The 23,962-nt window shown below is 49.8% G+C and carries 22 protein-coding genes; 11 read left to right on the plus strand and 11 right to left on the minus strand.

The window, feature by feature from the left end:
- Positions 1-103: 103 nt before the first annotated feature.
- Both AAHB90_RS09560 and AAHB90_RS09565 read right to left on the minus strand, forming a co-directional pair.
- A complete protein-coding gene (locus AAHB90_RS09560) occupies positions 104-1,933 on the minus strand; it encodes a MutS-related protein (protein WP_342084710.1) in 1,830 nt (609 codons plus the stop codon).
- Positions 1,930-3,729 carry an ABC transporter ATP-binding protein gene (locus AAHB90_RS09565; protein WP_342084711.1) on the minus strand — a complete coding sequence of 600 codons (1,800 nt, stop codon included), beginning with the start codon at positions 3,727-3,729 and terminating at the stop codon, positions 1,930-1,932. Before AAHB90_RS09565 ends, AAHB90_RS09560 begins: the two co-directional genes overlap by 4 nt.
- 293 nt (positions 3,730-4,022) lie before the next feature.
- On the opposite strand from AAHB90_RS09565, the gene AAHB90_RS09570 reads away from it, so the two are divergent.
- From AAHB90_RS09570 to AAHB90_RS09590, 5 genes are read left to right on the plus strand one after another with little or no spacing between them, the layout of a single operon-like run.
- Positions 4,023-4,592, plus strand: a complete 570-nt coding sequence (locus tag AAHB90_RS09570) for an RNA polymerase sigma factor (protein ID WP_342084712.1) — start codon at positions 4,023-4,025, stop codon at positions 4,590-4,592.
- Positions 4,573-6,147: a hypothetical protein gene (locus AAHB90_RS09575; protein WP_342084713.1), complete on the plus strand. Its 1,575-nt coding sequence runs from the start codon at positions 4,573-4,575 to the stop codon at positions 6,145-6,147. The genes AAHB90_RS09570 and AAHB90_RS09575 overlap by 20 nt, the downstream gene beginning before the upstream one ends.
- A 54-nt stretch (positions 6,148-6,201) precedes the next feature.
- Positions 6,202-6,711: a QcrA and Rieske domain-containing protein gene (locus tag AAHB90_RS09580; RefSeq protein WP_342084715.1), complete on the plus strand. Its 510-nt coding sequence runs from the start codon at positions 6,202-6,204 to the stop codon at positions 6,709-6,711.
- Positions 6,712-6,723: 12 nt separating this feature from the next.
- On the plus strand, positions 6,724-7,611 hold the full coding sequence (locus AAHB90_RS09585) for a DUF5777 family beta-barrel protein (RefSeq protein WP_342084716.1): 888 nt from the start codon (positions 6,724-6,726) through the stop codon (positions 7,609-7,611).
- A gap of 8 nt (positions 7,612-7,619) precedes the next feature.
- Complete coding sequence (locus AAHB90_RS09590; RefSeq protein ID WP_342084718.1) at positions 7,620-8,183, plus strand: YceI family protein; 564 nt, start codon at positions 7,620-7,622, stop codon at positions 8,181-8,183.
- 154 nt (positions 8,184-8,337) lie between these two features.
- Here AAHB90_RS09590 and AAHB90_RS09595 read toward each other — a convergent pair whose 3' ends face one another.
- Positions 8,338-11,730 carry a glycoside hydrolase family 2 TIM barrel-domain containing protein gene (locus tag AAHB90_RS09595; protein WP_342084719.1) on the minus strand — a complete coding sequence of 1,131 codons (3,393 nt, stop codon included), beginning with the start codon at positions 11,728-11,730 and terminating at the stop codon, positions 8,338-8,340.
- A gap of 141 nt (positions 11,731-11,871) precedes the next feature.
- Between AAHB90_RS09595 and AAHB90_RS09600 the strand changes: the two genes are divergently transcribed.
- On the plus strand, positions 11,872-12,639 hold the full coding sequence (locus AAHB90_RS09600) for a type III pantothenate kinase (RefSeq protein ID WP_342084720.1): 768 nt from the start codon (positions 11,872-11,874) through the stop codon (positions 12,637-12,639).
- On the opposite strand, the gene AAHB90_RS09605 is transcribed toward AAHB90_RS09600, so the two are convergent.
- Complete coding sequence (locus AAHB90_RS09605) at positions 12,629-13,027, minus strand: gamma-glutamylcyclotransferase family protein (RefSeq protein WP_342084721.1); 399 nt, start codon at positions 13,025-13,027, stop codon at positions 12,629-12,631. The genes AAHB90_RS09600 and AAHB90_RS09605 overlap by 11 nt on opposite strands.
- A 93-nt stretch (positions 13,028-13,120) precedes the next feature.
- Here AAHB90_RS09605 and AAHB90_RS09610 point away from each other — a divergent pair, with 93 nt between their 5' ends.
- The 5 genes from AAHB90_RS09610 to AAHB90_RS09630 all read left to right on the plus strand — a co-directional run bounded on the left by AAHB90_RS09610 (position 13,121) and on the right by AAHB90_RS09630 (position 18,307).
- The gene (locus AAHB90_RS09610) at positions 13,121-14,581 is read left to right on the plus strand and encodes a TonB-dependent receptor (RefSeq protein WP_342084722.1); all 1,461 of its coding nucleotides are present in this window, start codon (positions 13,121-13,123) and stop codon (positions 14,579-14,581) included.
- Between the two features lie 110 nt (positions 14,582-14,691).
- Complete coding sequence (locus AAHB90_RS09615; RefSeq protein ID WP_342084723.1) at positions 14,692-16,014, plus strand: Nramp family divalent metal transporter; 1,323 nt, start codon at positions 14,692-14,694, stop codon at positions 16,012-16,014.
- 142 nt (positions 16,015-16,156) lie between these two features.
- The gene (locus AAHB90_RS09620; protein ID WP_342084724.1) at positions 16,157-17,464 is read left to right on the plus strand and encodes a Gfo/Idh/MocA family protein; all 1,308 of its coding nucleotides are present in this window, start codon (positions 16,157-16,159) and stop codon (positions 17,462-17,464) included.
- Between the two features lie 164 nt (positions 17,465-17,628).
- On the plus strand, positions 17,629-17,868 hold the full coding sequence (locus tag AAHB90_RS09625; protein WP_342084725.1) for a type II toxin-antitoxin system HigB family toxin: 240 nt from the start codon (positions 17,629-17,631) through the stop codon (positions 17,866-17,868).
- A 73-nt stretch (positions 17,869-17,941) separates the two neighbouring features.
- The gene (locus AAHB90_RS09630; protein ID WP_342084726.1) at positions 17,942-18,307 is read left to right on the plus strand and encodes a helix-turn-helix domain-containing protein; all 366 of its coding nucleotides are present in this window, start codon (positions 17,942-17,944) and stop codon (positions 18,305-18,307) included.
- 113 nt (positions 18,308-18,420) lie between these two features.
- On the opposite strand, the gene accC is transcribed toward AAHB90_RS09630, so the two are convergent.
- From accC to AAHB90_RS09665, 7 genes are all read right to left on the minus strand, one after another.
- The gene (accC, locus tag AAHB90_RS09635; RefSeq protein ID WP_342084728.1) at positions 18,421-19,764 is read right to left on the minus strand and encodes an acetyl-CoA carboxylase biotin carboxylase subunit; all 1,344 of its coding nucleotides are present in this window, start codon (positions 19,762-19,764) and stop codon (positions 18,421-18,423) included.
- A gap of 28 nt (positions 19,765-19,792) precedes the next feature.
- Complete coding sequence (gene accB, locus AAHB90_RS09640; protein WP_342084729.1) at positions 19,793-20,275, minus strand: acetyl-CoA carboxylase biotin carboxyl carrier protein; 483 nt, start codon at positions 20,273-20,275, stop codon at positions 19,793-19,795.
- A gap of 4 nt (positions 20,276-20,279) precedes the next feature.
- The gene (gene efp, locus AAHB90_RS09645) at positions 20,280-20,846 is read right to left on the minus strand and encodes an elongation factor P (protein WP_342084730.1); all 567 of its coding nucleotides are present in this window, start codon (positions 20,844-20,846) and stop codon (positions 20,280-20,282) included.
- Positions 20,847-20,894: 48 nt separating this feature from the next.
- Entirely contained in the window at positions 20,895-21,890 is a 996-nt protein-coding gene (locus AAHB90_RS09650) for a beta-ketoacyl-ACP synthase III (RefSeq protein ID WP_342084731.1), read from the minus strand.
- 89 nt (positions 21,891-21,979) lie between these two features.
- Complete coding sequence (gene plsX, locus AAHB90_RS09655) at positions 21,980-22,918, minus strand: phosphate acyltransferase PlsX (protein ID WP_342084732.1); 939 nt, start codon at positions 22,916-22,918, stop codon at positions 21,980-21,982.
- Between the two features lie 131 nt (positions 22,919-23,049).
- Positions 23,050-23,244, minus strand: a complete 195-nt coding sequence (rpmF, locus tag AAHB90_RS09660; RefSeq protein WP_015813599.1) for a 50S ribosomal protein L32 — start codon at positions 23,242-23,244, stop codon at positions 23,050-23,052.
- A 65-nt stretch (positions 23,245-23,309) separates the two neighbouring features.
- Positions 23,310-23,918, minus strand: a complete 609-nt coding sequence (locus tag AAHB90_RS09665) for a YceD family protein (RefSeq protein WP_342084733.1) — start codon at positions 23,916-23,918, stop codon at positions 23,310-23,312.
- Between the last annotated feature and the right edge of the window lie 44 nt (positions 23,919-23,962).

Here is a 23,962-nt window from a genome sequence, read left to right on the forward strand (position 1 = left end):
TTAATCAAAAAAAGTTCGATCTCCGCTACCGGATAGTATTTTAAACGTAAATGTAAACAGTAAAGTTACGCAAATCCCCAAACAACCGTACAAATGCCCGGTATCAGTGTGCAAGCGGGGATTTGTCGGGGTCGATAGCAATGCCCATCATCCGCATCAGTTCCGACGCGTTGAAACTCCGGCAGATGCCTTCGTGGAGCCGGTAGTCGAAATGCAGCTGTCCGTTTTCCACATCCGATCGGAAATGAAAGTTGTGGATGTAATCTTCCGTCGCGCCCCATTCACCGAGTTCGAGGTCGTGGGTGGAAACCATGCCGGAGGCCTTTTTGGTATGCAACTGGCGGATAAGCGCTTCCGCGCCGCGGTGCCGGTCTGCTGAATTGGTTCCTTTCAATATCTCGTCCAGAAGATAGAAAACCGGTGCCTGGTGCTGCTCATCGGCCAGCATCAGCAGTTTTCGTAACCTTTTGAGTTCTGCATAGAACGATGAAGTGCTTTCTTCCAGCGAGTCCTGGGTACGCATGCTGCTGAACACACGCAGAGGCGTGCAGGTGAACGCTCCTGCGCTCACGACCGCACCCATTTGCGCGAGCACGAGGTTCAGACCAATTGTTCTTAAAAAGGTGCTTTTTCCCGACATATTCGAGCCGGTCACGAGGATTGTCTTGCCGGTGCCCTGCATGGCGAAATTGTTGCTGATCCGTTTTGACGCGGGAATAAGCGGATGCCCGAGGCCGTTCGCGAGAATCGTGACTTCGGAGCTGTCTCTTACCTCCGGGACAGTGTGATCCGGATTGGCAAAAGTATGGCCGGCCAAGCTGTTCATTGCCTCGGTATCGGCCAGCACGTCGAGCCAGTTGGTAAGGTGGTCATGATGCGCGGTCTTCCAGTTTTCAAGGCCATTCAGAATGTGCAAATCCCAAAGGGTCGGAATGCCGACAAAAATGGCAAAATAAGGGTTGTTGCGGTAATCCAGCTTTTCGAACAGGTTACCAGCCGTCGCCAGCGCTGCCGAAGAGCCAGAGATCCGCTTTTTCCGCGATTGCCACCAGGCGGCTTGATAAGGTGCGGATTCCGCTTTTTTCAGTAATTCAGCATAGGCCGTCAACGTTCGTCCCATGGAAGTCGTACTGTTGGCGAGTACTTTTACATATTCGGCATAGCGGCTCAATATGAAAAGATGAATAGCAAGGCTTGCCAACACGGTAATACCCGGGACGATGCCTGTGAAATACAGCACTGCGATAACCAGGGTTATTAGCGGATACCAGCGCCAAGGTAAGGTGTTCCGCAGCGGCGCAGCGAATGTTTCGGCAACCCATGCCTGGAATTCGCCGACATGTTTGGCGGCATGTTCGTGCAGCAATGCTGTCGCCTCCCAGCCCTGGATGAGCGCGGGATGTTGGCTGAAATCGCTGGCGGCTGCTTGCCGGAGGGTTACCTCGGGTGCATCTGCCGGGTTTTTGAGCCAGTTGGCCAGCCGGCGGCTACCTTCTGCCGTGTGGGTACGGTTGAGGAGTTTGAAAAGAGAGTATTCTCCGAAAATGTCCAGGTCGTCGGAGTAGTTATGGTCTTTTTCACGGAATTCTGCGCCGGTATCCGGTCTTTTGAACCGCAGATCGAGGCGGGCCAATTCGTCTTCGTTAATGGCGATGAGGTTTCGCTGGAAGTTGCGGTTAATGCGCGCCTGCTGCTGCTTTCGCATTAAAATCAGGAATGCCACCAGCAACGTGAGAATGCCGATACCCCAGTAGCCCATTCCGGTTTTGTTCCAAAGAAAGGCTAGTATAACCATTCCTGTGAATGTGCCCAACCGCATGAATGCGATGTTTTTAAACCGCTCATGCTCCTGTTGTTCCGCAGCAGTCGCTTTTTCTTTTTCTGTCTGAAAGAATGTTCGTGACGCGGGTTTGTTTGGCTCGGCGTTTATCATGAAAGGTTTTCTGCGGTTTCAAATTGAAGTTTGATAAGATTGGCATACACACCGTCGGGGATGGTGCTTAATGCCTGATGGGTGCCTGACTCGGCGATCCTGCCTTCGCGCAGGACATAAATCATATCGACCTTCCGGATAGTGGCCAGCCGGTGGGCGATGACGATCGTCGTGCGGTTTTTCATTAATTCGTCCAGGGCAATTTGCACCAGTTTTTCAGATTCGGCATCAAGCGAGCTCGTTGCTTCATCGAGAATAAGGATTTTGGGGTCTTTTAAAATGGCCCGGGCAATAGCAACACGTTGTCTCTGCCCTCCGGAAAGCTTGATGCCCCTTTCGCCGACGATGGTTTCAAAACCTTCGGGGAAGGATTCGATAAATTCCAGCGCATGGGCACGCCTTGCTGCATCCACAATGGCTTCCCGCGATGCCGAGGGCTTTCCGTAGGCGATGTTTTCGTAGATCGTCCCGCCAAAAAGCATGACTTCCTGCGGTACGATCGCGATATTTTTCCTCAATGCTGAAATGCCGTATTCCTTCACAGGCTTGCCGTCGACGAGAATTTCGCCGGACTGATACTCATAAAACCGCATCAGGAGCTGCACGATGGTCGACTTGCCGGCACCGCTGTATCCTACCAATGCAATCTTTTCGCCCGCCTGCACGTCCAGCGACACCCCTTTGAGCACCGGAAGGTCAGCACGTGAAGGATAAGCGAAATGTACATCCTGGTAGGTCACATGGCCCTGGATATTGCTTGTTACCGCATTTTGTGCATCGTCCACGGAAACTTCCGAGGTTTCTTCCAAAATCTCGAATATACGTTCAGAAGCACCCACCGTCCGGTTGATCTGCGCATACAAATCGCCCATTCCGCTGATCGACGCCCCTATAAAGGTGGTATAAAGAATAAATGTAAAGAGGTCGGATAGCCCGAATTCGCCCGCCTGTACCAACGCCGCTCCGTACCAGATTACCCCGACAATCCCCCCGAACATCGCAAAAATGATAAAAGAGGCGAAACCACCGCGGAACCGGGCGGCATACAATGTGAGATCGACGACACGTCCGAGGATTGTCCGGTAACGGTTGATTTCCAGCGGTTCATTGGTAAATGCCTTCACGACATTAACCGACTGCAAGGTTTCCTCCACGACCACATTAGCTGCGGCCAGCTGGTCCTGCGCCTTGCGCGAGAGCCTGCGCGTATGTCGTCCGAAGAATACCGAAGCAACCCCCAGTACGGGGATCGTTGCGAGCATGAAAAGCGTCAGTTTCCAGGAAGTATAAAACAAAATGGACATGCCGACGATCAGCGTTGCCGATTGCCGGAAGAGTTCTGCAAGTGTAAACGACAGTAATCCGGCGAGTTGCGAAACATCGGAAGTAATGCGGCTCGTAAGCTCGCCTACCCGGCGCTCTTCCAGAAACGGGACTGGTAATGTGATGATCTTGCTGAAAACATCCAGCCGGATATTGTTGACAGCCTTTTCACTGACTTTGGAAAAAAGATAGATCCTGAAAAAGGAAAATATCGCCTGACCAAGCAGGACCAGGAAAAGCAGGAGCGTGATCTGGTTAATCGTGAACCGGGATTTACCCTCGATTACCTCGATAATGCTTCCTACGAGTTTCGGAAATGCGAGCGATGTGCCCGTCGATAATGCAAGGAACAGCATCCCCGCCGCGAACGTCATGCGGTAGGGGCGTAGGTAGCGCAGCAGGTGAAGCGTAATTTTCAGGCCCTCCCACTTGATCTTTTTTACTGCAAATGGAGATTTTACATCGTTGGCCATTATAGCTGATCAGGTACAACCGGAAGTGAATTAATCCGGATTTGGTAAACATGGATAGTTAGCCTGCAAAAGTAAGCAATAATTCAAAGCACCCCGGGCAGGCTCACCCGGGTAGGGCCGCTCAGGCAGGGCATTGCCGCCAAGTTTAAGTGCGATTGTGACGAAAAATTCATAAATTTTCAATAAACGGATCATGTGCGTTTTTGCAGGTGTAAAAAATGTTGTAAAAAACTTTCAACCCCCAGGCAACCCTGCTTTTCGATTCTACGTATAAGTCCAAAAAAGCAAATAGCATGCCCGAGTATAACTCCGCCGTTCTTCAAGAACTACTCGACGGCTGTTTAAAGAAAAACCGCCGCAGTCAGGAGCTGTTGTATAAACAGTTTTACGGCTATGCTATGAGCATTTGTTTACGCTATACACGTAGCAGGGAAGAGGCGAAAGAAATACTCAACGATGGATTCTTGAAGGTCTTTACGAAACTGGACAGTTTCGATGCAAACCGACCATTTAAAACCTGGTTGAGCAGAATCATGATTAATACAGCCCTCGATCATTACAGACAGGAAGTTCGCAGAGATGTTTTTGACGACGTGGAAGTGGCGGAACAGGTGTCCGTCGATGAAACGGTTATCAGCAAGCTTTCCCACGACGAGTTGGTCGGACTGATCCAGCGCCTGACACCGGCTTACCGGCTGGTATTCAGTTTATCGGTCATTGACGGTTACACACACGAAGAAATTGCAGAACAACTGAGTATTTCGGTTGGGGCCTCAAAATCCAATTTGTCGCGTGCAAGGGAAAAGTTGAGAGAAATGTTATCCAAGATAAATATTGACGACTATGATAGAGTTGCCAGATGACGAACTGGACAAGCTCTTCAGAAAGTCATCAGAAGAGCTTGATCCGACATACGAACCCGATGACTGGAATGACCTGCGGAAACGACTCGACCAGCAGGACGGGAGAACTCCGGCCGGATGGTGGAGGAAATGGTGGCCGCTGGGCGTACTGGCGCTGCTGATCCCGGCGGGGATTTTGCTTTACTCCGTTGAAGGGGAGAATCGAGGAAAGGGAGAAGGGAGGAAGGAGAAGTTGGGAGTTGCCGGGAGTGAGGAGAATGGAGTAGAGAGGAACGAAACGTCAGGAGTTGCCAGAAAAGAGGCAAATAACGGTGAAAAGGAGGAGGGAGGAAATGAGAGAGGGGTGAAGCGTGATGGGTCAGATATTGTCAGAGAGCCAGGTGTTGCCGACTCAGAACGGTCCCGGGAGGGGGCTGAGGGTACTAGGAAGGAGAATGCGAGTGTTGCTAATGGAAATAGGCTTGTAGATAATGGGAATAAAGTTGTCGCTAGCAACAAAAAAGATATTAATAGGAACAAACTGAAAACCAGTGAGAAAGAAGCTGGTAAATCTTCCTCAAAATCAGAATTGAATGCTGCCGTTGGTAAAGGCAGTAAAACATTGCCCCGGAGCCGATCTAAGGCAGGCGGAGTGTACTTAGAGCCTAACCGCTCAAAAGTGGAAGGAGGCGACGGGGCTCTTTCTTTGAAAAGCGATGCGAATGCGGGCGACAACGGTACGAAAGCGTTGGGCCGGGAGATTTCTCCGCCGCATAGAGCCGACCAGCAGGCTGCCGCAAGTGAATTGTTAACGAAGGCCGATGAGCCGGCCCGCACATTGATTTTTGCGTCTGAACTAAACGGCAAGGCGTTGAAATGGAATGCATTGGCATTGCCCGGGATTTCCGAACCCGTGTATGAGCTTGCAGAACCCCCAGCGCCGCCTAAGCGATCGTCGCTATCGGCGGAGGATCAGCCGCTTTGGGCAGTCCGGTTTGGGTACTCACCGGATCTGAGTACAGTAGGGTTGAAGAATTTTTCCAAGCCGGGAACCTCGGTTTCACTGCTGGTAGAGTATTCAGTTTTGCCCAGGTTGTATTTGCAAAGTGGCGCCGTTTGGAGTAGAAAAGATTATTCTGCGTCGGCGGAGGCTTACCAGTTGCCGAAGCACGGCTACTATCCTCCATTGAAGTTGAGCGGGATAGACGGTGTCTGCAAAGTACTGGAAATACCACTGAATGTACGATATGATATCGCGTCGGGCGAGCGTTCACGGTGGTTTGCGACGGGCGGGTTTTCATCCTACCACATGAATAGCGAGAAGTACAAATATTATTACAAAGACCCGAATGATCCTAATGCCGAAAAATGGCCGGGCTGGAAAGGTAATACGGGCTGGTACCTGTTCAGTCATGCCAACGTTTCAGCCGGCTATGAATACAGAATTTCCCGTAAACTTTCGCTTCTCGCCGAGCCGTCGATCCGTATGCCGCTCAAACGCGTCGGGTACGGAAAAGTGAACCTCATCACCACAGGCCTTTGGCTATCGGTGCGCTACACCCCTGTTTTCAAGTGAGCACTATGCCCACATTATTTTTTGAATTATATCTACTAATTAATTTTTATTACTATGAACTCAATTGAAAAAGGAAGCATGAAAAGAGGTGAATTCCTTAAAAGCCTCGGGTTGAGTACCTCAACGTTAATGGCATTCTATTGTCTCGGCACCACTATGACGGCCTGCGGATCCAAGGACGATGATCCAGATCCTAACCCAAATCCAAACCCTGGAACAGGTTCGGGAATATCAGGCACAACAACCGGCTCCGGCATCAATTTTACGGTTGATATGGCTAATTCGAACAACTCTAAGTTAAAAACCGACGGTAATTACATCATTACGGGGGACGTCCTTGTAGCCAAAACGACCGCCGGCAGTTATATTGCTTTGAGCAAAATTTGTACGCATGAGGGGAACCCGGTCCAATACAGGTCGTCATCCAACGATGTTTTCTGCCAAAGCCATGGTTCCACATTCAGCATTGGTGGAGCAGTGACAAATGGCCCAGCAACAACTGCGCTCAAAACGTATACAGTAACCGTTTCCGCTGACGGCAACACTTTAACCGTGAAAGCTTAATCTGAATCGATTATGAAAGTACTCCGCCTACTCGTGATGTTGACATGTTCGTCGACAGTTTTATATGCACAGGATGACTTGCTGAACGAGCTGTCGAAACAGGACAGCGCACAAACCGTTCCCGTAACTGCTACTTTCAAATCGACCCGGGTGGTGAATGGCCAGTCGGTGGAAACGATGAAAAAGAAGCACCTCGATTTCCGCATTTCGCACCGTTTCGGCAAACTGAATTCGGGCGCTTACCAGTTCTTCGGACTCGACCAGGCTACCATGCGGCTCGGTTTCGAATATGGGCTTATGGACGATCTTGAGATCGGGGTTGGCCGCAGCACCTCGCAGAAAGTGTATGATTTTTTTGCCAAATACAAAGTGCTGAAACAAAGCACCGGCGCACGGAATATCCCGGTTTCAATCACATTATTCGGTGGAACGGGCGTGGCTACGGTGGATAAGGAACGGGAGTTTCAGGACAAGCTGTATTACACCGGACAAGTGCTCATCGCGCGGAAATTCGGGGAGCGGTTATCACTCCAATTGTCGCCCACTTACCTGTACCGCACGATGCCCGACGTGACGGGAGATGAGAAAATTGTGCTGGCGGTAGGTATTGGAGGCCGTTTCAAGCTCTCGAAGCGGGTGTCGCTGAATGGAGAGTATTTCTATACCGCCCGCGAGAAGAATACTTTGACCGCCCCTTACCACGATTCCATGTCGTTCGGCGTCGATATCGAAACCGGCGGGCACGTTTTCCAACTGCACTTTACCAATTCCTTGGGTATGATCGAGAAACAGTTTATCGGCGAAACCACCGGCAGCTGGGGTAAAGGAGATATCCATTACGGGTTCAATATTTCCCGTACATTCAGCTTTGACAAGAAGAATAAGAAGCAGCCAAACTGATCCAAACTATGAAACTGCATTTTTTTCGCGTGGCCTGCCTGGCCATGTTCAGTATCGCTTTGCTTTCCGGGACCGCTTTTGCGCAAATGTTCGCCACTTCCGGCGGCAATACGAAGTTCTCGGCGTCGACTCCTTTGGAAAATATCGAAGCGGAGAATAAAAAGTCGCAGGTGATCCTGAACACGGCTAACAACGAGATCGCTATCCGGATGAACATGCGGGAGTTTTCCTTTCCTAACAAGCTGATGCAGGAGCATTTCAACGAAAACTATATCGAATCGGAGAAATACCCGACGGCTACGTTTTCGGGCAAGGTCGATAAGGCGCCGGATTATACCAAAGATGGGAATTACGATGTGTCGGCCACCGGGAAATTCACGGTTCACGGCGTTACCAAGGATCGGACGATCAAGGGGAGGATGAAGATTGAGGGTGGTAAGATCACGATCAGTTCCGACTTCGAGGTAGCGCTGGTCGATCACAAGATTGAAGTACCCAGTGTAGTTTTCGTGAAAATCGCGCAGGTCATCAAAGTGAATACGCTCTATACATTGGCTCCGTATAAAAAATGATAAAGACCTGCGTTCCGGCGTTCCTGCGCTCCGGCAACATTCTGCAAGCTGCCGGAACGCCGGAACGCCGGAACGCAGGACCGCAGATCTTTTTTTAAACTGTGGGGTATTACAGACTTGGTAAGCCTTTCTTGAACTTGCCAAGTCTTTTTCATTATCTCCTGCGGCGCCGGCGTGAAGGCTTTCTTTTACGGACAACCTTTTTCTTCGCAGGTGCTTTCCTTACCGTCGTTTTGCGGACGGGCGAAGCGGCTACTTCTTCCTCTTCCTCTTCATCGGCCGTCGCTTCGTCGGCTGTTGCAGACGTTTCGGTAATCGCCACAGTTTCATTTGTTTCCTTCTGATCCACATAAGGCAGGCGCACGGCGGCTATTTGCTCGATATTCGACGTGTTTTCGATCGGGCGTAGCCGGTATGCGTATGCATACGTCTTCGCGGGCAGGAGGTACGCGCCATGTACGCGGGGCGACCAGCTGTCGTCGCCACCCAGGCCCATTTGTGCGAGGTCGATATTGACGACGGTGGAAGTCCCACGGTTCAATACCGCAGCGCGGCGTTTGGCAGCGAGCAGGTCTTTGTCCGTATAATCGTGGACGTTGAAATTGAATGCGGTATCGCTCAGGACGAGCAGGCCGATACCTGCTGCATTGGTAACAGTGGCCCAGCGGACGCCTGTTTTGTTCCCGTTTTCCTGCGGGGCAATGTATGGAAAATGCTGCTCGGCAACGGTTCCCGCGTAGATGCCTACCTTTCCGCTCGTTTTTCGATCGGCATAAGTCTCGTGCGGTCCGTTTCCGTACCATTGCGTTTTGGTAAATGTCGCAGGCATGCTTAGCTGCATTCCGATTTTGGCAAGCGGTGGCCATTCGCCGGTGGGTGTAAATGTATTTTGTACATGAATGTCGCCCGAAGCAAAAACCATATACACGGATTGCACATTTATTTCGCCTTTTGGTTGCTTCAATGTCTGGTTGAGCGTCACCTTGTAGATCTGTGCTGTCAGCCGCTGTGTTTTCATTTCCGAGGAAACGCGTTCCAGGGTATCTAGGCCGAAGTCGCGCCATTGTGCAGCATAGCTTTTTGCACGGCCGCCTTCGTCATTGTCGGTCGGCACCCGCCAGAAATTGGCATAAGGGCCGGTTTCAAGCATTTCTTCCTTTTTGTTTTTAAAGGAAATCATACGGCCTTCGTTTTTGTCGAAAACTACTGTGAAGTCCTGACCTGAAATTTGCACGCGGGCGGCTGTTATCTGCGCAATGCGGAGGGGGCGTTCGCTGTACAGGCTGAGATTTGGCCGCGGAGCAGCCGGTTTTACCACCGCCACCTGATGCCAGGCAACCTCGTGCCCTTTCGGGGCCCACAGTGTCGCTTCTTTCAATCTCAGACTAAGGTTCAGAAAATAGGCTGCATTGGGTTTTGCTGAAGCAGGGAGTTCAAAAGGAATCGTAATCTGCTGTTTCTGGTGGGGTAGCGCATTCAAATTGGTAATACTTCCACCTTTGCCAATTGCCTTGCCGTTTTCGGTCACCGACCATACGAGTTCAAATGCATTGAGCGATTGGAAATCATACGCATTATGCAGTGTAAGCGTTTTTTCGCCGGCTTTAAGAGAATCCGGCATTTCGAATTTGACATATTGATAAACCTTCTTGACCTCGTTCAATTCAGGCTGGGGCGTGCGATCGGGGTTAACGAGGCCGTCGCCGGCATTGGCACCATCCAGGTAGTTGAAATAATCCCAGTAGGTGCTGCCGTCGGGGCGTGTCAGTTTCAGGCCCTGGTCTACCCAGTCCCAGATAAAGCCCCCTTGCATGGTCGGGTATTTTTCGATTACGTCCCAGTATTCTTTCAGGTTACCAATGCTGTTGCCCATTCCGTGCGCGTACTCGCAGACGATGAGCGGCCGGTTTTTGTCTTTTTTAACAAGCTCGGTCATATCCTGTGTGGATGGGTACATGACCGAAATAATATCGAAACTGCTAAGCGTAGTCGGCTTGTAATCCTTGCGTCCCTCGTAATGAATGGGGCGGGTAGGGTCGGCAAGCTTGATGAAATCGCCCATATCCACGAAATTCTGCCCCATTCCGGATTCGTTGCCCAGCGACCAGATGATTACCGACGGGTGATTTTTATCCCTTTCGACCATTGCGTTGCCTCTGGCGAGAAACGCTGAGCGCCATTGTGGGTTGTCGGCGAGAATAATGTTCTTGCTCCACAACTCATGACTTTCAATATTGGCTTCGTCCATCACGTACAGGCCGTATTGGTCACACAAATCGTACCATTCGGAGGCATTGGGGTAATGCGAGGTTCTTACGGCATTGATGTTGTGCTGCTTCATTAAGGTAATGTCCCTGATCATCGACTCCCGACTGATCACGCGGCCCGTTTCCGGGTCGAATTCGTGTCGGTTGACGCCCTTGATGGTTACCGCCTTGCCGTTGACGAGCAATTGGCCTCCTTTGATCTTCACGTCCCTGAAACCGACGCGCTGGCTGGTTGCTTCGAGGACCTTTCCGTCGGAGTTCATCAGCTGGATTGTCAGCGTATACAAATTCGGCGTTTCCGCGCTCCATTTAGCGGGATTGGGGACAGGCATTTCAGTACGCACGGCGCCTTCTTTACCCATTTCCAATGTGCCGACCATCTGGCTGACGGGCGTCGCTACTACCGATTTGGAAGCATCATACAATGTGAAAAGTACCTGATGCGCATGAATGGGTTGCTGGCCGTAGTTTTTGACATATGCATTCAGTTTCAGGGTGGCGTTTTCGTGATTGGCATCCGGAATCGTCCTGACGGAATAATCGGTAAGCATCACTTTGGGTAAAAGCAGCAAATTAACATCGCGGAAAATGCCTGAAAGCCGCCAGTAATCCTGGTCTTCCAGGTAACTGCCATCCGACCAGTTAATCACTTCCACTGCAAGATTATTGACACCTGCCTTTACATCCTCGGTCACATCGAATTCAAATGGCGTCATCCCATCCTCGTGGTAACCGATCGCGACGCCATTCAGCCATACATAGCAGGCCGACTGTACGCCACCGAAATGCAGGAACACCTGCTTGTCCTTCACGTCCGAAACCATGAACGTGGTACGGTACATGCCCACCGCATTGGTGTCGGCAGTAACGCGCGGCGGTGTGGCTTTGAATGGGTGTTTAATGTTGCTGAAAATCGGGCGGTCATATTTGCGGCCTTCACGCGCGCCCACGACCTGCCAGTTGGACGGTACCGGGATATTGTCCCAGTTCGCATCGGAGATCTTAGGATCGTAAAAATTCAGTTGCGCTTTCGACGGATGCTGCGCCCATTTGAACTTCCACGTCCCGTTCAGCGATTGCACGAACGGACTTTTTTTGTCCATCGCCAATGCCGTTTTTTCGGTTGGATAGGGGAAGAAATCGGCACGGGGCTTTTCGGTATTGATGCTGATGACCTGCGGATCCTGCCATTCGGGAATAGCCTGGGCCTGAACGGGCTGGTTCAGAAATTGTATTAAGAAAAGCAGTATCAGAAGTCCGTGGCGGGTAGAAAAAGACATATGAATGAGCAGAAAGCACTCGTTTTTATTTCGGGGGTTAAAATTAGAGATTATCAAAAAGAAACGGAGGCAAAAGCGGCGTATCATGAAGTTTTATTTCAAGAATGCCTTTAATTTGCTCCCACATGTAAATTCTCTTTTATGTTGTTAGCCGTCGACCTTGGCAATACCGATACTGTTTTCGGGCTTTACGATTCGGGTGACTGGGAGCACATCTGGCGGATGCGCTCGCTGGTACAGGAAAACGAGGCACATTACGAATCGAAACTGCGGCTGCATTTCCTGGAAGCAGGGTTGTGGTTCGGCGATGTAGAAACAGTGGTGCTGAGCAGCGTGGTGCCCGCGCTGACACCCGTGATATTGAGGATGCTTCGCGCGCTGTTCGGTGAGGATATAATTGTCGTTGGGCCGGAGATTTATCCTGCATTATCCATCGAAATCGATCACCCGCACGAAATCGGGGCGGACCTGATCGCCAATGCCGTGGCAGTTTCAACGCGTTACAAGGAGAATTGTGTGGTCGTCGATTTTGGGACGGCATTGACATTTACTACCGTTTCAAAGGAAAGCAAAATCTTAGGGGTCGCTATCCTGCCGGGCTTGGTAACGGCCGTCAAAGCATTGTTTGCCAATACGGCTCAGCTACCGGAAGTGCCGTTACAGCTTCCACCCTCGGCCATTGGTAAAAATACGGTCGAGGCGATTCAGGCCGGTATTTTGCTGGGTTATGAAGGATTGGTCAAATCGCTGTTGGGCCGTATCCGTGCGGAGCTCGGCGGCGAATGCATTGCCGTGGCGACAGGTGGCTTGTCGTCCATTATCGATACCCTGCGCGACGAGTTTACAGAAATTGACAGAAAATTAACATTGGACGGCCTGCGCATTATCGGAGAAAGTCTCAGGGCGTAGTTTTGAAACAACCATCCTCGATCAAAGGCAAATCAGAAACCGGTTTATTATACAAATACACCCAACAAGGAATGACCATTTCCTGGCTATTCCTGACAGGCACAACTTTCCGGACATACAAACTCGCCTCCTCATTTTCCAGGACGTCTTCATATTCATCGAGCTCTTCAAGTATTTCAGGGGCATTCAGATGATAAATCTCCCCGTAAACCATCGTAGGCGCATCGGGCTCGTAAAGTGCCCCGGGATACCACTCCACGCGGAATAGTTTTCCGTTGAAATGCCCTTTCCCTATATAGTTTGAAGACAACCGGAGCTTCCTCGCATAGGGGTTGTCAAAACCCTGCATCAAAGTGCCGTAAGTAAATAAATTATATAACTTTTCCATTCTGCTGCCAGAAGATCAGAAATTCGGCTTAATGCACGACTGTATTTTTCTTATATTTACATGTAAGCTTCTTCATTATACTAATATACCGTTATGTACGAAAAGAATCTTGGTACAAAACAGAAAGCACTAAGGATCAACCTCGACCGCCGGATCTACGGATCGTTTGCGGAAATCGGGGCGGGCCAGGAAACGGCGGCTTACTTTTTCAAAGCCGGCGGTGCATCCGGAACCATCGCCAAAACCATGTCGGCCTACGACATGACGTTCAGCGACGCGATATATGGAACAGAGGAAGGCGGAAGGTATGTGGTAGAATCACGCCTGATGAAAATGCTTAACCGCGAATATAACCTCGTGGAAAAGCGGCTTTCGGAAAAACGGGGTGTAGACAGCACATTTTTCGCCTTCGCGAATACCGTAGTAGCCCTCAATTTCCAAAAAACGAACGAATCTCACGGCTGGATCGGCCTGCAATTCCAGCTCACGCCCATGGGCCCGACAAACTACGTCGTGATCCACGTGCGTATGCGCGACGATGAGAATATCCTGCAGCAACAGGCGCTGGGCATTATCGGTGTGAACCTGATTTATGGTTGCTATTACTACCATAAATCGCCGGAAATTCTGCTGATGTCGCTCATGGACGATCTGACGATCGACCGGATCGAAATCGATATGGTCCGTTTCAGCGGGCCTGATTTTGCGAAGGTCGATAACCGCCTGATGAGCCTGAGGCTTGTAAAAAACGGATTTACGGATGCGGCATTGTTCGGCAGCGACGGCGGGGTGTTGCAACCTTCCGAGGCGTTGTACAAAAAGCACATCCTCATGATGCGCGGTCGCCTGCGCCCGATCACGAACGTGCATATCGACCTGATCAGCAACGGCCAGCGCCAGTTTTTGGCAGAAGAGGATGTGGACGAGTCCAAAGTCGTGCTCATTTCGGAGCTGACGCTGCATAATCTCAAAGCGGGAGACCGGGATATTGACGAAAAGGATTTTCTCGACCGCGTGGATATTCTCTGCTCGCTGGGGCATATGGTGATGATCTCCAACCACCACGAATACTATCGTCTCGTGGCCTACCTGTCGCGGCTTACCAAGTTGAAATCCGGTTTGCTCCTGGGAAGCCCGAATTTGCAAGATATTTTTGAAGAAAAACATTACCAGTTCCTACAAGGAGGGATTCTCGAATCGTTTGCGACCTTGTTCAGCCGGAAGGTTAAACTTTATATTTACCCGACATTACAGCCGGACGGATCGGTATACAGCTGCGAAAACTTCCGGGTGCCGGATCATTTGCGGCCATTGTTCCAGTATCTGATCGTAAACGACAAGATCGAGGATATTAAAAACTACAACATCGAGCATATGCACATCACCACCGACCTCGTGCTTGAAATGATCAAGCGCGGCGAGCCTGGCTGGGAAAAGCTCGTGCCGGAGAATGTGGCTCAGATGATCAAAGAAAAGTCACTTTTCGGATTGCCTAGCGAACATAATTACGTCGATACCGTGAAGCAGATTCACCAGGCTGTTGGGAATCTGTAAAAGCCACGAAGGCACTGAGGAGCACGAAGGACATTCGTGTTTCTTAGTGCCTTCGTGGCAACAAAAGTAAGCAAAGGCACTTCTTAGCTTTTGGATATAAATTCCCCCTTATGTCCAAAATCCTTAACCCGCCCACCACTTTCTTAGGGAGACTGCGCTACCTCGGTCCCGGTTTTATCCTTTCCGCTGCTATCGTAGGCTCCGGCGAGCTCATCGCCACCACGGCATTGGGCGCGAAAGCCGGGTTCATCATGTTTTGGCTGATCATCCTTAGCTGCCTCGCCAAAGTTGCATTGCAACTGGAATTTGGCAAGAATGCCATCTACACCGGCACATTCATCATGCATAATTTCAACAACCTTCCCGGGCTCAGGCTCGGAAAGGCACATTGGAGCATCTGGTTGTGGTTATCATTACAGGGATTAAAACTATTACAGGTTGGCGGCATTGTAGGCGGTGTCGGTATTGTCCTCAATATAGCTTTTCCGCTCGTGTCGGTTAATTTCTGGGCAATTATTTCTGTACTGATCACGTCCTTTTGGGTTTATAAAGGCAATTACGGCCCGGTCGAAAAAGGCTCGCTGGTGATGATCGTCCTTTTCACGGTCGTGATTCTGATATCGCTGTTTTCTCTCCAATGGACGCAGTACGCCATCCACTGGGCGCAGATTGAAAGCGGCTTACGGTTTTCGCTACCGACTGCGCTGGTCGCAACGGCATTCGGTGCATTTGGTATCACGGGCGTAGGCGGCGATGAAATCATGTATTACAACTACTGGTGCATCGAAAAGGGTTACGCTGCTTATACCGGGCCGAATGATGGATCGAAAGAATGGTCCGAGCGCGCGAAGGGCTGGTTCGAAGTGATGTACCTCGATGCGGTGATGTCGATGATCGTGTATACCATTGTGACTGCCGCATTTTATCTGCTTGGGGCAGCTGTGTTACATTCCGGGGGCACTGTACCGGAAGGTTATCAAATGATCGAAACGCTCTCCCGCATTTTTACCGAAACATTAGGCCCCTGGGCGAAGAATATCTTCCTGATCGGCGCATTCTTCGTGCTTTATTCCACATTGTTTACAGCCGCCGCCAGTTGGGCACGTGTGTGGGCCGATGCATTTGGTCAGATCGGCTGGATGCCGTTTGGGTCGCCGCAGGAGCAGAAAAAGAGCATCGGCATACTTTCATGGGTGCTGCCGGCGGTCTGGTGCATACTATTCCTGTTTTTCCAGGCTCCTGTAATGATGGTTATCCTCGGCGGCATAGCCACTTCGGTATTGCTGCTGCTGGTCGTATATGTTTCACTGGTATTCCGTTTCCGCGAGTTGCCTGTCGTGTTAAAGCCTTCTATAACCTATGACGTCTTCTTCTGGATTAGCGTGCTGTCGATCCTTTTGGTAAGTGGCTACGGGATTATTCGAATTATGTAACAGGAGGAATAGTACTTAATTTAAAATGAGTAGTATTTTTTGATAGTTGGCGAGCAGGGTAGCTGTTTCCTGGTTTCGTCTAACTGATTGCCGGTCAGAATCCTTGTGCCGGATGTGCTTTCGCAATCCTAAATTCTTTCATATGGACAAACCAGTCGAAGTGTCGAGAAGAAATTTTATCAAAAACTCCACGGGAGCCGCAGTTGCGCTCTCCATTCCGGCCATTATTCCCGCGAGCGCATTCGGCGCGAACGATCGTGTGCGCGTAGCCGTACTGGGCGTCAACGGACGCGGGCAGAGCCACATTTCCGGGTTTAATGCCCTCAGCAATGTGGAAGTGACGACGCTCTGCGATCCGGACAACAACATCCTGCAAAAACGTGCGCAGGAATTCGAGCAGAAGACGGGCAAGAAGGTCAAAACCGAAAACGATCTCCGTAAAGTTTTTGACGACAAAACGATTGATGCTGTCAGCATTGCCACGCCCAACCATTGGCATGCATTGGCTGCGATCTGGGCATGTCAGGCTGGGAAAGACGTGTATGTCGAAAAGCCAGGCTCGCATAACCTGCACGAAGGCCGCAAGCTTGTGGAGGCTGCTCATAAATACAAAAGAGTGGTGCAGCACGGCGTGCAGCTCCGCAGCTCCGAAGCATTGAAGGAAGCCGTCAAACACCTCCGCGACGGGCTGATCGGCAACGTGTACATGGCCCGTGGCCTTGTCTACAAATGGCGCCCCGACATCGGCGACCGCGGCACCGAGCCCGTACCCGCAGGCCTGAACTACGACCTCTGGACCGGTCCGGCCGAAATGAAGCCATTCTCACGCAATTACGTGCATTACGACTGGCATTGGCATTGGAACTACGGCAACGGCGACATCGGTAACCAGGGCATCCACGAAACCGATATGTGCATGTGGGGCCTCGGGGTGGAGAGTTTCCCGGATAAGATCACGTCGTCGGGCGGTAAATTCCTTTGGAACGATGCCAAGGAAACTCCGGAGGTTTTGAGCTCTTCCTTCGTATACACGAAAGAAAAGAAGATCATTGAATTCGAAGTGCGGCCTTGGATGACCAATGAGGAAGGTGGCGTCGGCATTGGCAATATCTTCTATGGATCCGAAGGCTATATGGTGGTAAAAGGGTACGACTACTACGAGACATTCCTGGGTAAAGACAAAAAGGCCGGTCCTTCGCGCAAAGCCGGTGGTGATCACTATAAAAACTTTATTGACGCTGTCGTGGCCAAAGATCCCAAATTGTTAAACGGCCCTGTTGAAACCGCGCATTTGTCCTCCGGCCTGGCGCATTTGGGCAACATCGCCTACCGCACAGGCCGCGCGTTGACTTTTGATCCAAAGACTGAAAAATTCGTAGGGGATGAGGAGGCTAACAAGCTTCTGACGAGGAAGTACCGTTCGCCGTACGCGCTGCCGCAGGTGGTGTAGTGTTCACGGAGATTTTGGAATTATTGAAAAGTTCTCTTTATGAGAACTTTTCTTATATTCACACACTTTATATGAAGATACATCTCATTAAAGAACAGACTATTGACGACTTTGTCCTTGATCACGCAAGAAGTAAGTCATCATTCAAAAATTAGCTGACACATTTGAAAACGGCGAACTGGCATTCTCCTGAGGGAATACAGGAAACCTATCCTTCGGCAGATATTCTTGGAAAAGGTTCTGAGCGGGTAGTATTTGACATTGGCGGAAACAATTTTCGTATGATTTGTAAATATTTTTTCGGTCAAAATCGTGTGCATTTATCAATATGCTGGATCGGAACGCACGCCGAATATACGCATTTGTGTAAGCGGGGGCAGCAATATTCAATTTACATATACTAGCATGGAAACGTTGAAATACAAGGTGATCAGAAACTTGGTGCAGTATAATAATTACTGTAACGAGCTCATACAGATGTTAGAGTCAGAAAACCCTGATCAGTATGAAGAAGAAATTGACCTGTTGACAGTCCTGATCGAACATTATGACGCGGAACATAGTACCTTAAATACTGATGCCGACCCTGTCGAATTGCTGAAATCACTCATGGCGGATCATAAAATGAAGGCAAAGGATATTGCGGAGCTGCTGAATGTCAGCAAAGGATATGTTTCCGAGATTCTGAACTACAAAAAAGGTATGTCCAAAGATGTCATCCGCAAGCTGGCTACGCGTTTTGCTATGAGGCAGGAGGCATTCAATAAGCCTTACCGGTTGGAGGGTGAAAGGATGATGGAGGAAGATGAAGAAACAGTAGCGCATGAAACCGTGCATTCGTAAGGACGAATCGTAATCACAGTAACCACACTGGTAGCGAATTCTATAATACCCAAAACAAAAAGCGTTCGGCAGATTCCTGCCGAACGCTTTTTGTTTATCTGTCAACGCGCCCCTTAGAGCGTCGAAAAGTCAAATGATTCCAGGTATTTCGTTGTGAAATTGCCGGATTTGAAGCCCGGGTCATCCATCAGTTTGATATGGAATGGAATCGTGGTTTTGATGCCTTCAATCACGAATTCCTGCAATGCGCGCTTCATGCGGGTGAGTACCTCCTCGCGCGACTGGCCGCTGACGATCAGTTTCGCGATCATCGAGTCGTAGTTTGGCGGGATCGTGTAGCCGCTGTAAACGTGGCTGTCGATACGTACACCGTGGCCGCCGGGGAAATGCAGGTTGGTGATCTTACCAGGCGCAGGACGGAATCCGTTGGCAGGGTCCTCCGCATTGATACGGCACTCCATAGCATAAAGCTTCGGCGTGTAGTTCTGACCTGAAATAGGCTCACCTGCCGCTACTTTAATTTGCTCTTTAATCAGGTCAAAATCAGTAACTTCTTCGGTGATCGGGTGTTCTACCTGGATACGGGTATTCATTTCCATGAAGTAGAAATCACCGTGCTTGTCGACCAGGAACTCGATGGTACCGGCACCTTCATAACCGATTGCCTGGGCACCTTTGATGGCCGCAGCACCCATTTTTTCACGCAATTCAGGCGTGATGATCGGAGATGGTGTTTCTTCCACCAGCTTCTGGTGACGACGCTGGATCGAGCAGTCGCGTTCCGAAAGGTGGCATACTTTGCCGAACTGGTCACCGATGATCTGGATCTCGATGTGACGGGGTTCTTCTACGAATTTTTCGAGGTACAAACCGTCGTTTCCGAATGCTGCGGCAGATTCCGTACGGGCGTCTGTCCATGCTTTTTCGAAATCCTCGGGCTTGTTGATGATCCGCATTCCGCGTCCGCCGCCACCGGCAGTCGCTTTCACAATCACAGGGTAACCAATGCCTTCCGCGAGTTCTTTGCCTTGCTCAACAGATTCGAGCAAGCCTTCCGAACCTGGAACGACCGGCACACCGGCTTTGATCATCGTCGCTTTCGCGGTAGCCTTGTCGCCCATCCCGTTGATCTGGGCGGCGGTGGCACCGATGAATTTGATGCCGTAGTCGGCGCAGATTTGCGAGAATTCGGCGTTTTCAGACAAGAATCCATAACCCGGGTGGATCGCGTCCGCTCCGGTTACTTCCGCTGCTGAAATAATATTCTGGATGCTCAGGTACGATTGCCTGCTGGGTGGAGGACCGATACAAACGGCCTCGTCGGCAAACCGTACGTGAAGGCTGTCGCGATCTGCTGTCGAGTAAACCGCGACAGTTTTGATGCCCATTTCACGACAGGTCCTGATTACACGCAGGGCGATTTCACCCCGGTTAGCAATGAGTATCTTTTTAAACATGTAGTTCAGTGAGTTTTCGTTCGCTGCATTATGCAGGTTCAACCAGGAACAACGGCTGGTCAAATTCTACCGGCGTTGCGTTTTCAACCAGGATCTTCACGATTTTACCTGATACTTCGGATTCGATTTCGTTGAACAGTTTCATCGCTTCGATCACGCAAACTACTTTTCCGGGCTTGATCTCATCGCCGATGTTGGCAAATGCAGGCGTTTCCGGGCTTGATGCACGGTAGAATGTACCGATCATCGGGGATTTAATGGTAATGAGGTTCGAAGAAGCTGGTTCTTTGGAAACCGCCGGCTCTGCCGAAGCTACCGGTGCAGCTGCTGCGGGCGCCGCAGGAGCAATTGCTGGTGCAGGTGCCGCAACGGGAGCCGCAGTGTAGGACACTACCGGCGCGGTTGCAAAGCGTTTTACCTTGATTTTCAGGTCTGCCGTTTCAATATTCACTTCATCAAGTCCCGACTGGGCAATGAAGTCAATCAGTTTTTGGATTTCTTTGGTTTCCATTTAATTAAGATTTAACCCTTTCTACGTAATCGTATGTGCGCGTATCGACTTTGATTTTCTGGCCTTCTTCGATGAACAAAGGAACCATAATCCGGGCGCCGGTTTCTACCTCGATGGCTTTCTTGGGAGAGTTGGCGGTGTCGCCTTTCAGGCCTGGCTCCGAGTAGGTAACGGTCAGTTCAACAAATGGGGGTAATTCGCAAATCAGCGCAGCATCGTTTTCAGTATTGATCAGGATCTCAACTTCTTGTCCTTCCTTCATCAGGTCGGCGTTGGTCACCAGTTTTTCGTCGATCAATACCTGGTCGAATGTCTCGGAGTTCATGAAGTTGAAGCCAACCTCATCTTTATATAGGAACTGGAACTTGTGTCTCTCTACACGTACAGGTGTAATGCCTGCGCCTGAGGAGAATGTATTGTCCAGTACTTTGCCGCTAGTAAGGCTTTTCAGTTTGGTACGTACGAACGCGTTGCCTTTACCGGGTTTCACGTGTTGAAATTCAATCACCTGAAAGAGATCATGGTTGAAGTGAATTACCAAACCGTTGCGCAAATCTGCAGTAGTTGCCATTTTTATGCTAATGAATTGTATGATAATGCTTTAATGAAAATCACATGCCTACGCTTCGATACCCCATTTGAGGTACATCGCGCCCCAGGTAAAGCCTCCGCCGAAAGCGGCCAGTATCAGGTTGTCACCCTTTTTAAGTTGTGATTCATAATCCCACAGGCAAAGCGGGATCGTCGCCGCTGTGGTATTTCCGTATTTGTGTATATTCATCATCACCTTGTCCATCCCGACGCCCATGCGGTTGGCGGTGGCTTCGATGATACGGCGGTTAGCCTGGTGAGGGACCAGCCATGCTACGTTATTGCTATTCAGGCCATTGCGCTCCATGATGTCGGCGGCAATATCGGCCATGTTTGTCACAGCGAATTTGAAAACCTGGGCTCCATCCTGATAAACATAATGCAGCCTGTTATCTACCGTTTCATGGGTAGGCGGATAGCGGCTTCCTCCGGCTTTCTGGTTAAGATAGGGGTAGCCCGCTCCATCCGATTTGATGATAGAATCCAGGATACCGTTTCCTTCGGTATCCGGTTCAAGGAGCACAGCACCTGCGCCGTCACCGAAAAGGATACAGGTCTTGCGGTCGGTATAGTCGACGATCGCGGACATTTTATCCGAACCGACCACGATGACCTTTTTATATTTTCCGGTTTCGATAAACTGGGAACCGAGTGTCAATGCATAAATGAAACCTGAGCAAGCCGCCTGGATATCGAAGCTTCCGACGTTACGGATGCCTGCCATATCGCAAATGAGGTTGGCTGTGCAGGGAAAAACAAAGTCAGGTGTGGTAGTAGCACAGATGAGCAGATCGACTTCTTCGGGACGTGTATTGGTTTTGGCAAGCAATCCCTTTACTGCCTCTGCACCCATATGTGAACTTCCTAAACCTTCGCCTTTAAGAATACGCCTTTCTTTGATACCTGTGCGGCTAACGATCCATTCATCGTTCGTCGCAACCATTGTTTCCAATTCTGCATTAGTCAACACGTAATCAGGTACATAACCTTGTATTCCTGTTATAGAGGCTTTAATATGGGTCATGATAAATCAACTATTCAAAATCCGAATAGATTTGGTAAAAAGGGACAGTTTCAGTTTTTTCATAGTCATGTGGTTGTCAGCATCCGTCGTTAGTTCAATGCCTGGGCAATGTGCTGATAAGCTTTGGATTTCACCTGCTTATAAGCCCAGCCAACCATATTTTTGATAGCCAGCGGCGTAGATACCCCGTGTGCGATCATCACATTTCCATTAACCCCGATAATGGGACTGCCTCCGATGGACTCATAGTTCGTCTGGTCGATAAAATCGTCCTGGAAACCTCGTTTCTTGGAAATCTCATAGAGTGATTCTCCAAGTTTAAACAAAATATTGCCCGTAAAGCCGTCGGTTACGATCACGTCGGCCTTGTTGGTGAAGAGATCTTTCCCTTCGATATTTCCGATGAAATTGATGCGCTTGTTTTGTTTCAGCAGGGGATAGGTGGCCTGCGAAGTGAGGGAGCCTTTTTGCTCTTCTTCCCCGATATTCATCAATGCAACCCGCGGCTTGTCGATCTGGAAAGTATGCTGGGCGAAAATCGAGCCGATTTCACCAAACTGCGAAAGTACTTCTGGTTTACAATCGGCATTGGCACCGATATCGAGCATCACGGCATAACCGCCTCCCACCTGCGGCACCAGTCCTGCGATGGCGGGACGAAGGATACCTTCAATGGCTTTAATGCTGAAAAGGGCGCCTACGTGCATGGCGCCTGTATTTCCTGCACTGCAGAATATGTCTACCTCTTTTTCTTTCAGAAGCTTGAAGCCTACTCCAATGCTGGAATTGGGTTTTTGAGAAAGGGCTTTGGTAGGATGTTCCCCCATCTCGATAACATCTTCTGCGTGAACGACGTCAACATTAGTAGGGGTGAAATTGTGCTGGTTGAAGATATCCCAGATCACGTTTTCACGGCCAATTAAAACGATTCTCGCCTCGGATGGTAGCTCAGAAGAGGCTTGGATCACCCCTTCAACAATTGCTTGCGGAGCTAAATCTCCCCCCATAGCATCTACCGCAATTTTCATTTACACGCTGTTATTTTGACAAATAAGTTAGAAACCGAAGGTGTAAATTTAGCAGATGTGCCGCAGTAAAAAAGAATTTCGCAACAACTTTTATAGGGCTGCTGCGAAATTGAATTGCTCATCGACTGAAACTAAACCGTTTTAGTATAGTTCTCAACTACAACTTTACCTCTGTAAACCAGGTTGCCTTCGTGTACGTGTGCACGGTGCAATTGGTGGATTTCTCCGGTTGTAGCATCAGTTCCCAACTGCTTTCCGGTAAGGAAATCGTGCGCTCTGCGTGAATCGCGACGGGTGCTGGAATGTCTCCGCTTAGGATGTGCCATGATATTTTTGGTCTATTGTTATTTACTATTTATGTTCCAGGGACTGAAATCCCTGGTTATTGTTGTTACTTTTTCAGTTTTTTGAGCGCTTCCCAGCGAGGGTCAACCTTCTCCTCATTTTCCCTTTCATCCCCTTCCTCCTCTGCTCCCGAAGTATACACCAGCGTTCCTTCTTCCTCATCGTCTTCGAGACTGAAATCGTCTTCTTCGGTACGCAGGCTCGGGTGGAGCTTCTTCACAGGCAATGAAAGCGCGATAAAGTCAAAAATGTAGCGCGCTACGTTGATCCTGTTCGTATTACGGCTGATGATCTCGATCTCTTCTGTGAGTTCTTCGTTGTGATCGCCGAACTTTAATATGATCCGTTCATCGGAATCCACCGGCTCTTCGAACGTTTCCAGGCTGCGGTCACAAGTCAGGGTTACGCTTCCTATTGTGTGAAAACGAAGCTGGATCATCGTCGCCGATTTGTTCAGGACAACGTGCGTTTTGAAATGCCCGTGTTCGATCAGATCCTGCTCCATTTCTTCAAAAAAAGCGTCGCCAGACTCCATATCATAGTCATACTGTTTGTCTTCCAAACCGTAAATGTCTATGTTGTATTTACTTAGCTCTTTCACTTTTTCTGTCAAAAGGAGTGCAAAGGTAATGTGTTTCAGATTAATAAAAAACATTGGGCCGGAAAATTGTTGCCTTCCGGGCGTTAATGTCTTTCACT

It is taken from the genome of Dyadobacter sp. OTU695 (assembly GCF_038440355.1).
GTDB lineage: Bacteria > Bacteroidota > Bacteroidia > Cytophagales > Spirosomataceae > Dyadobacter.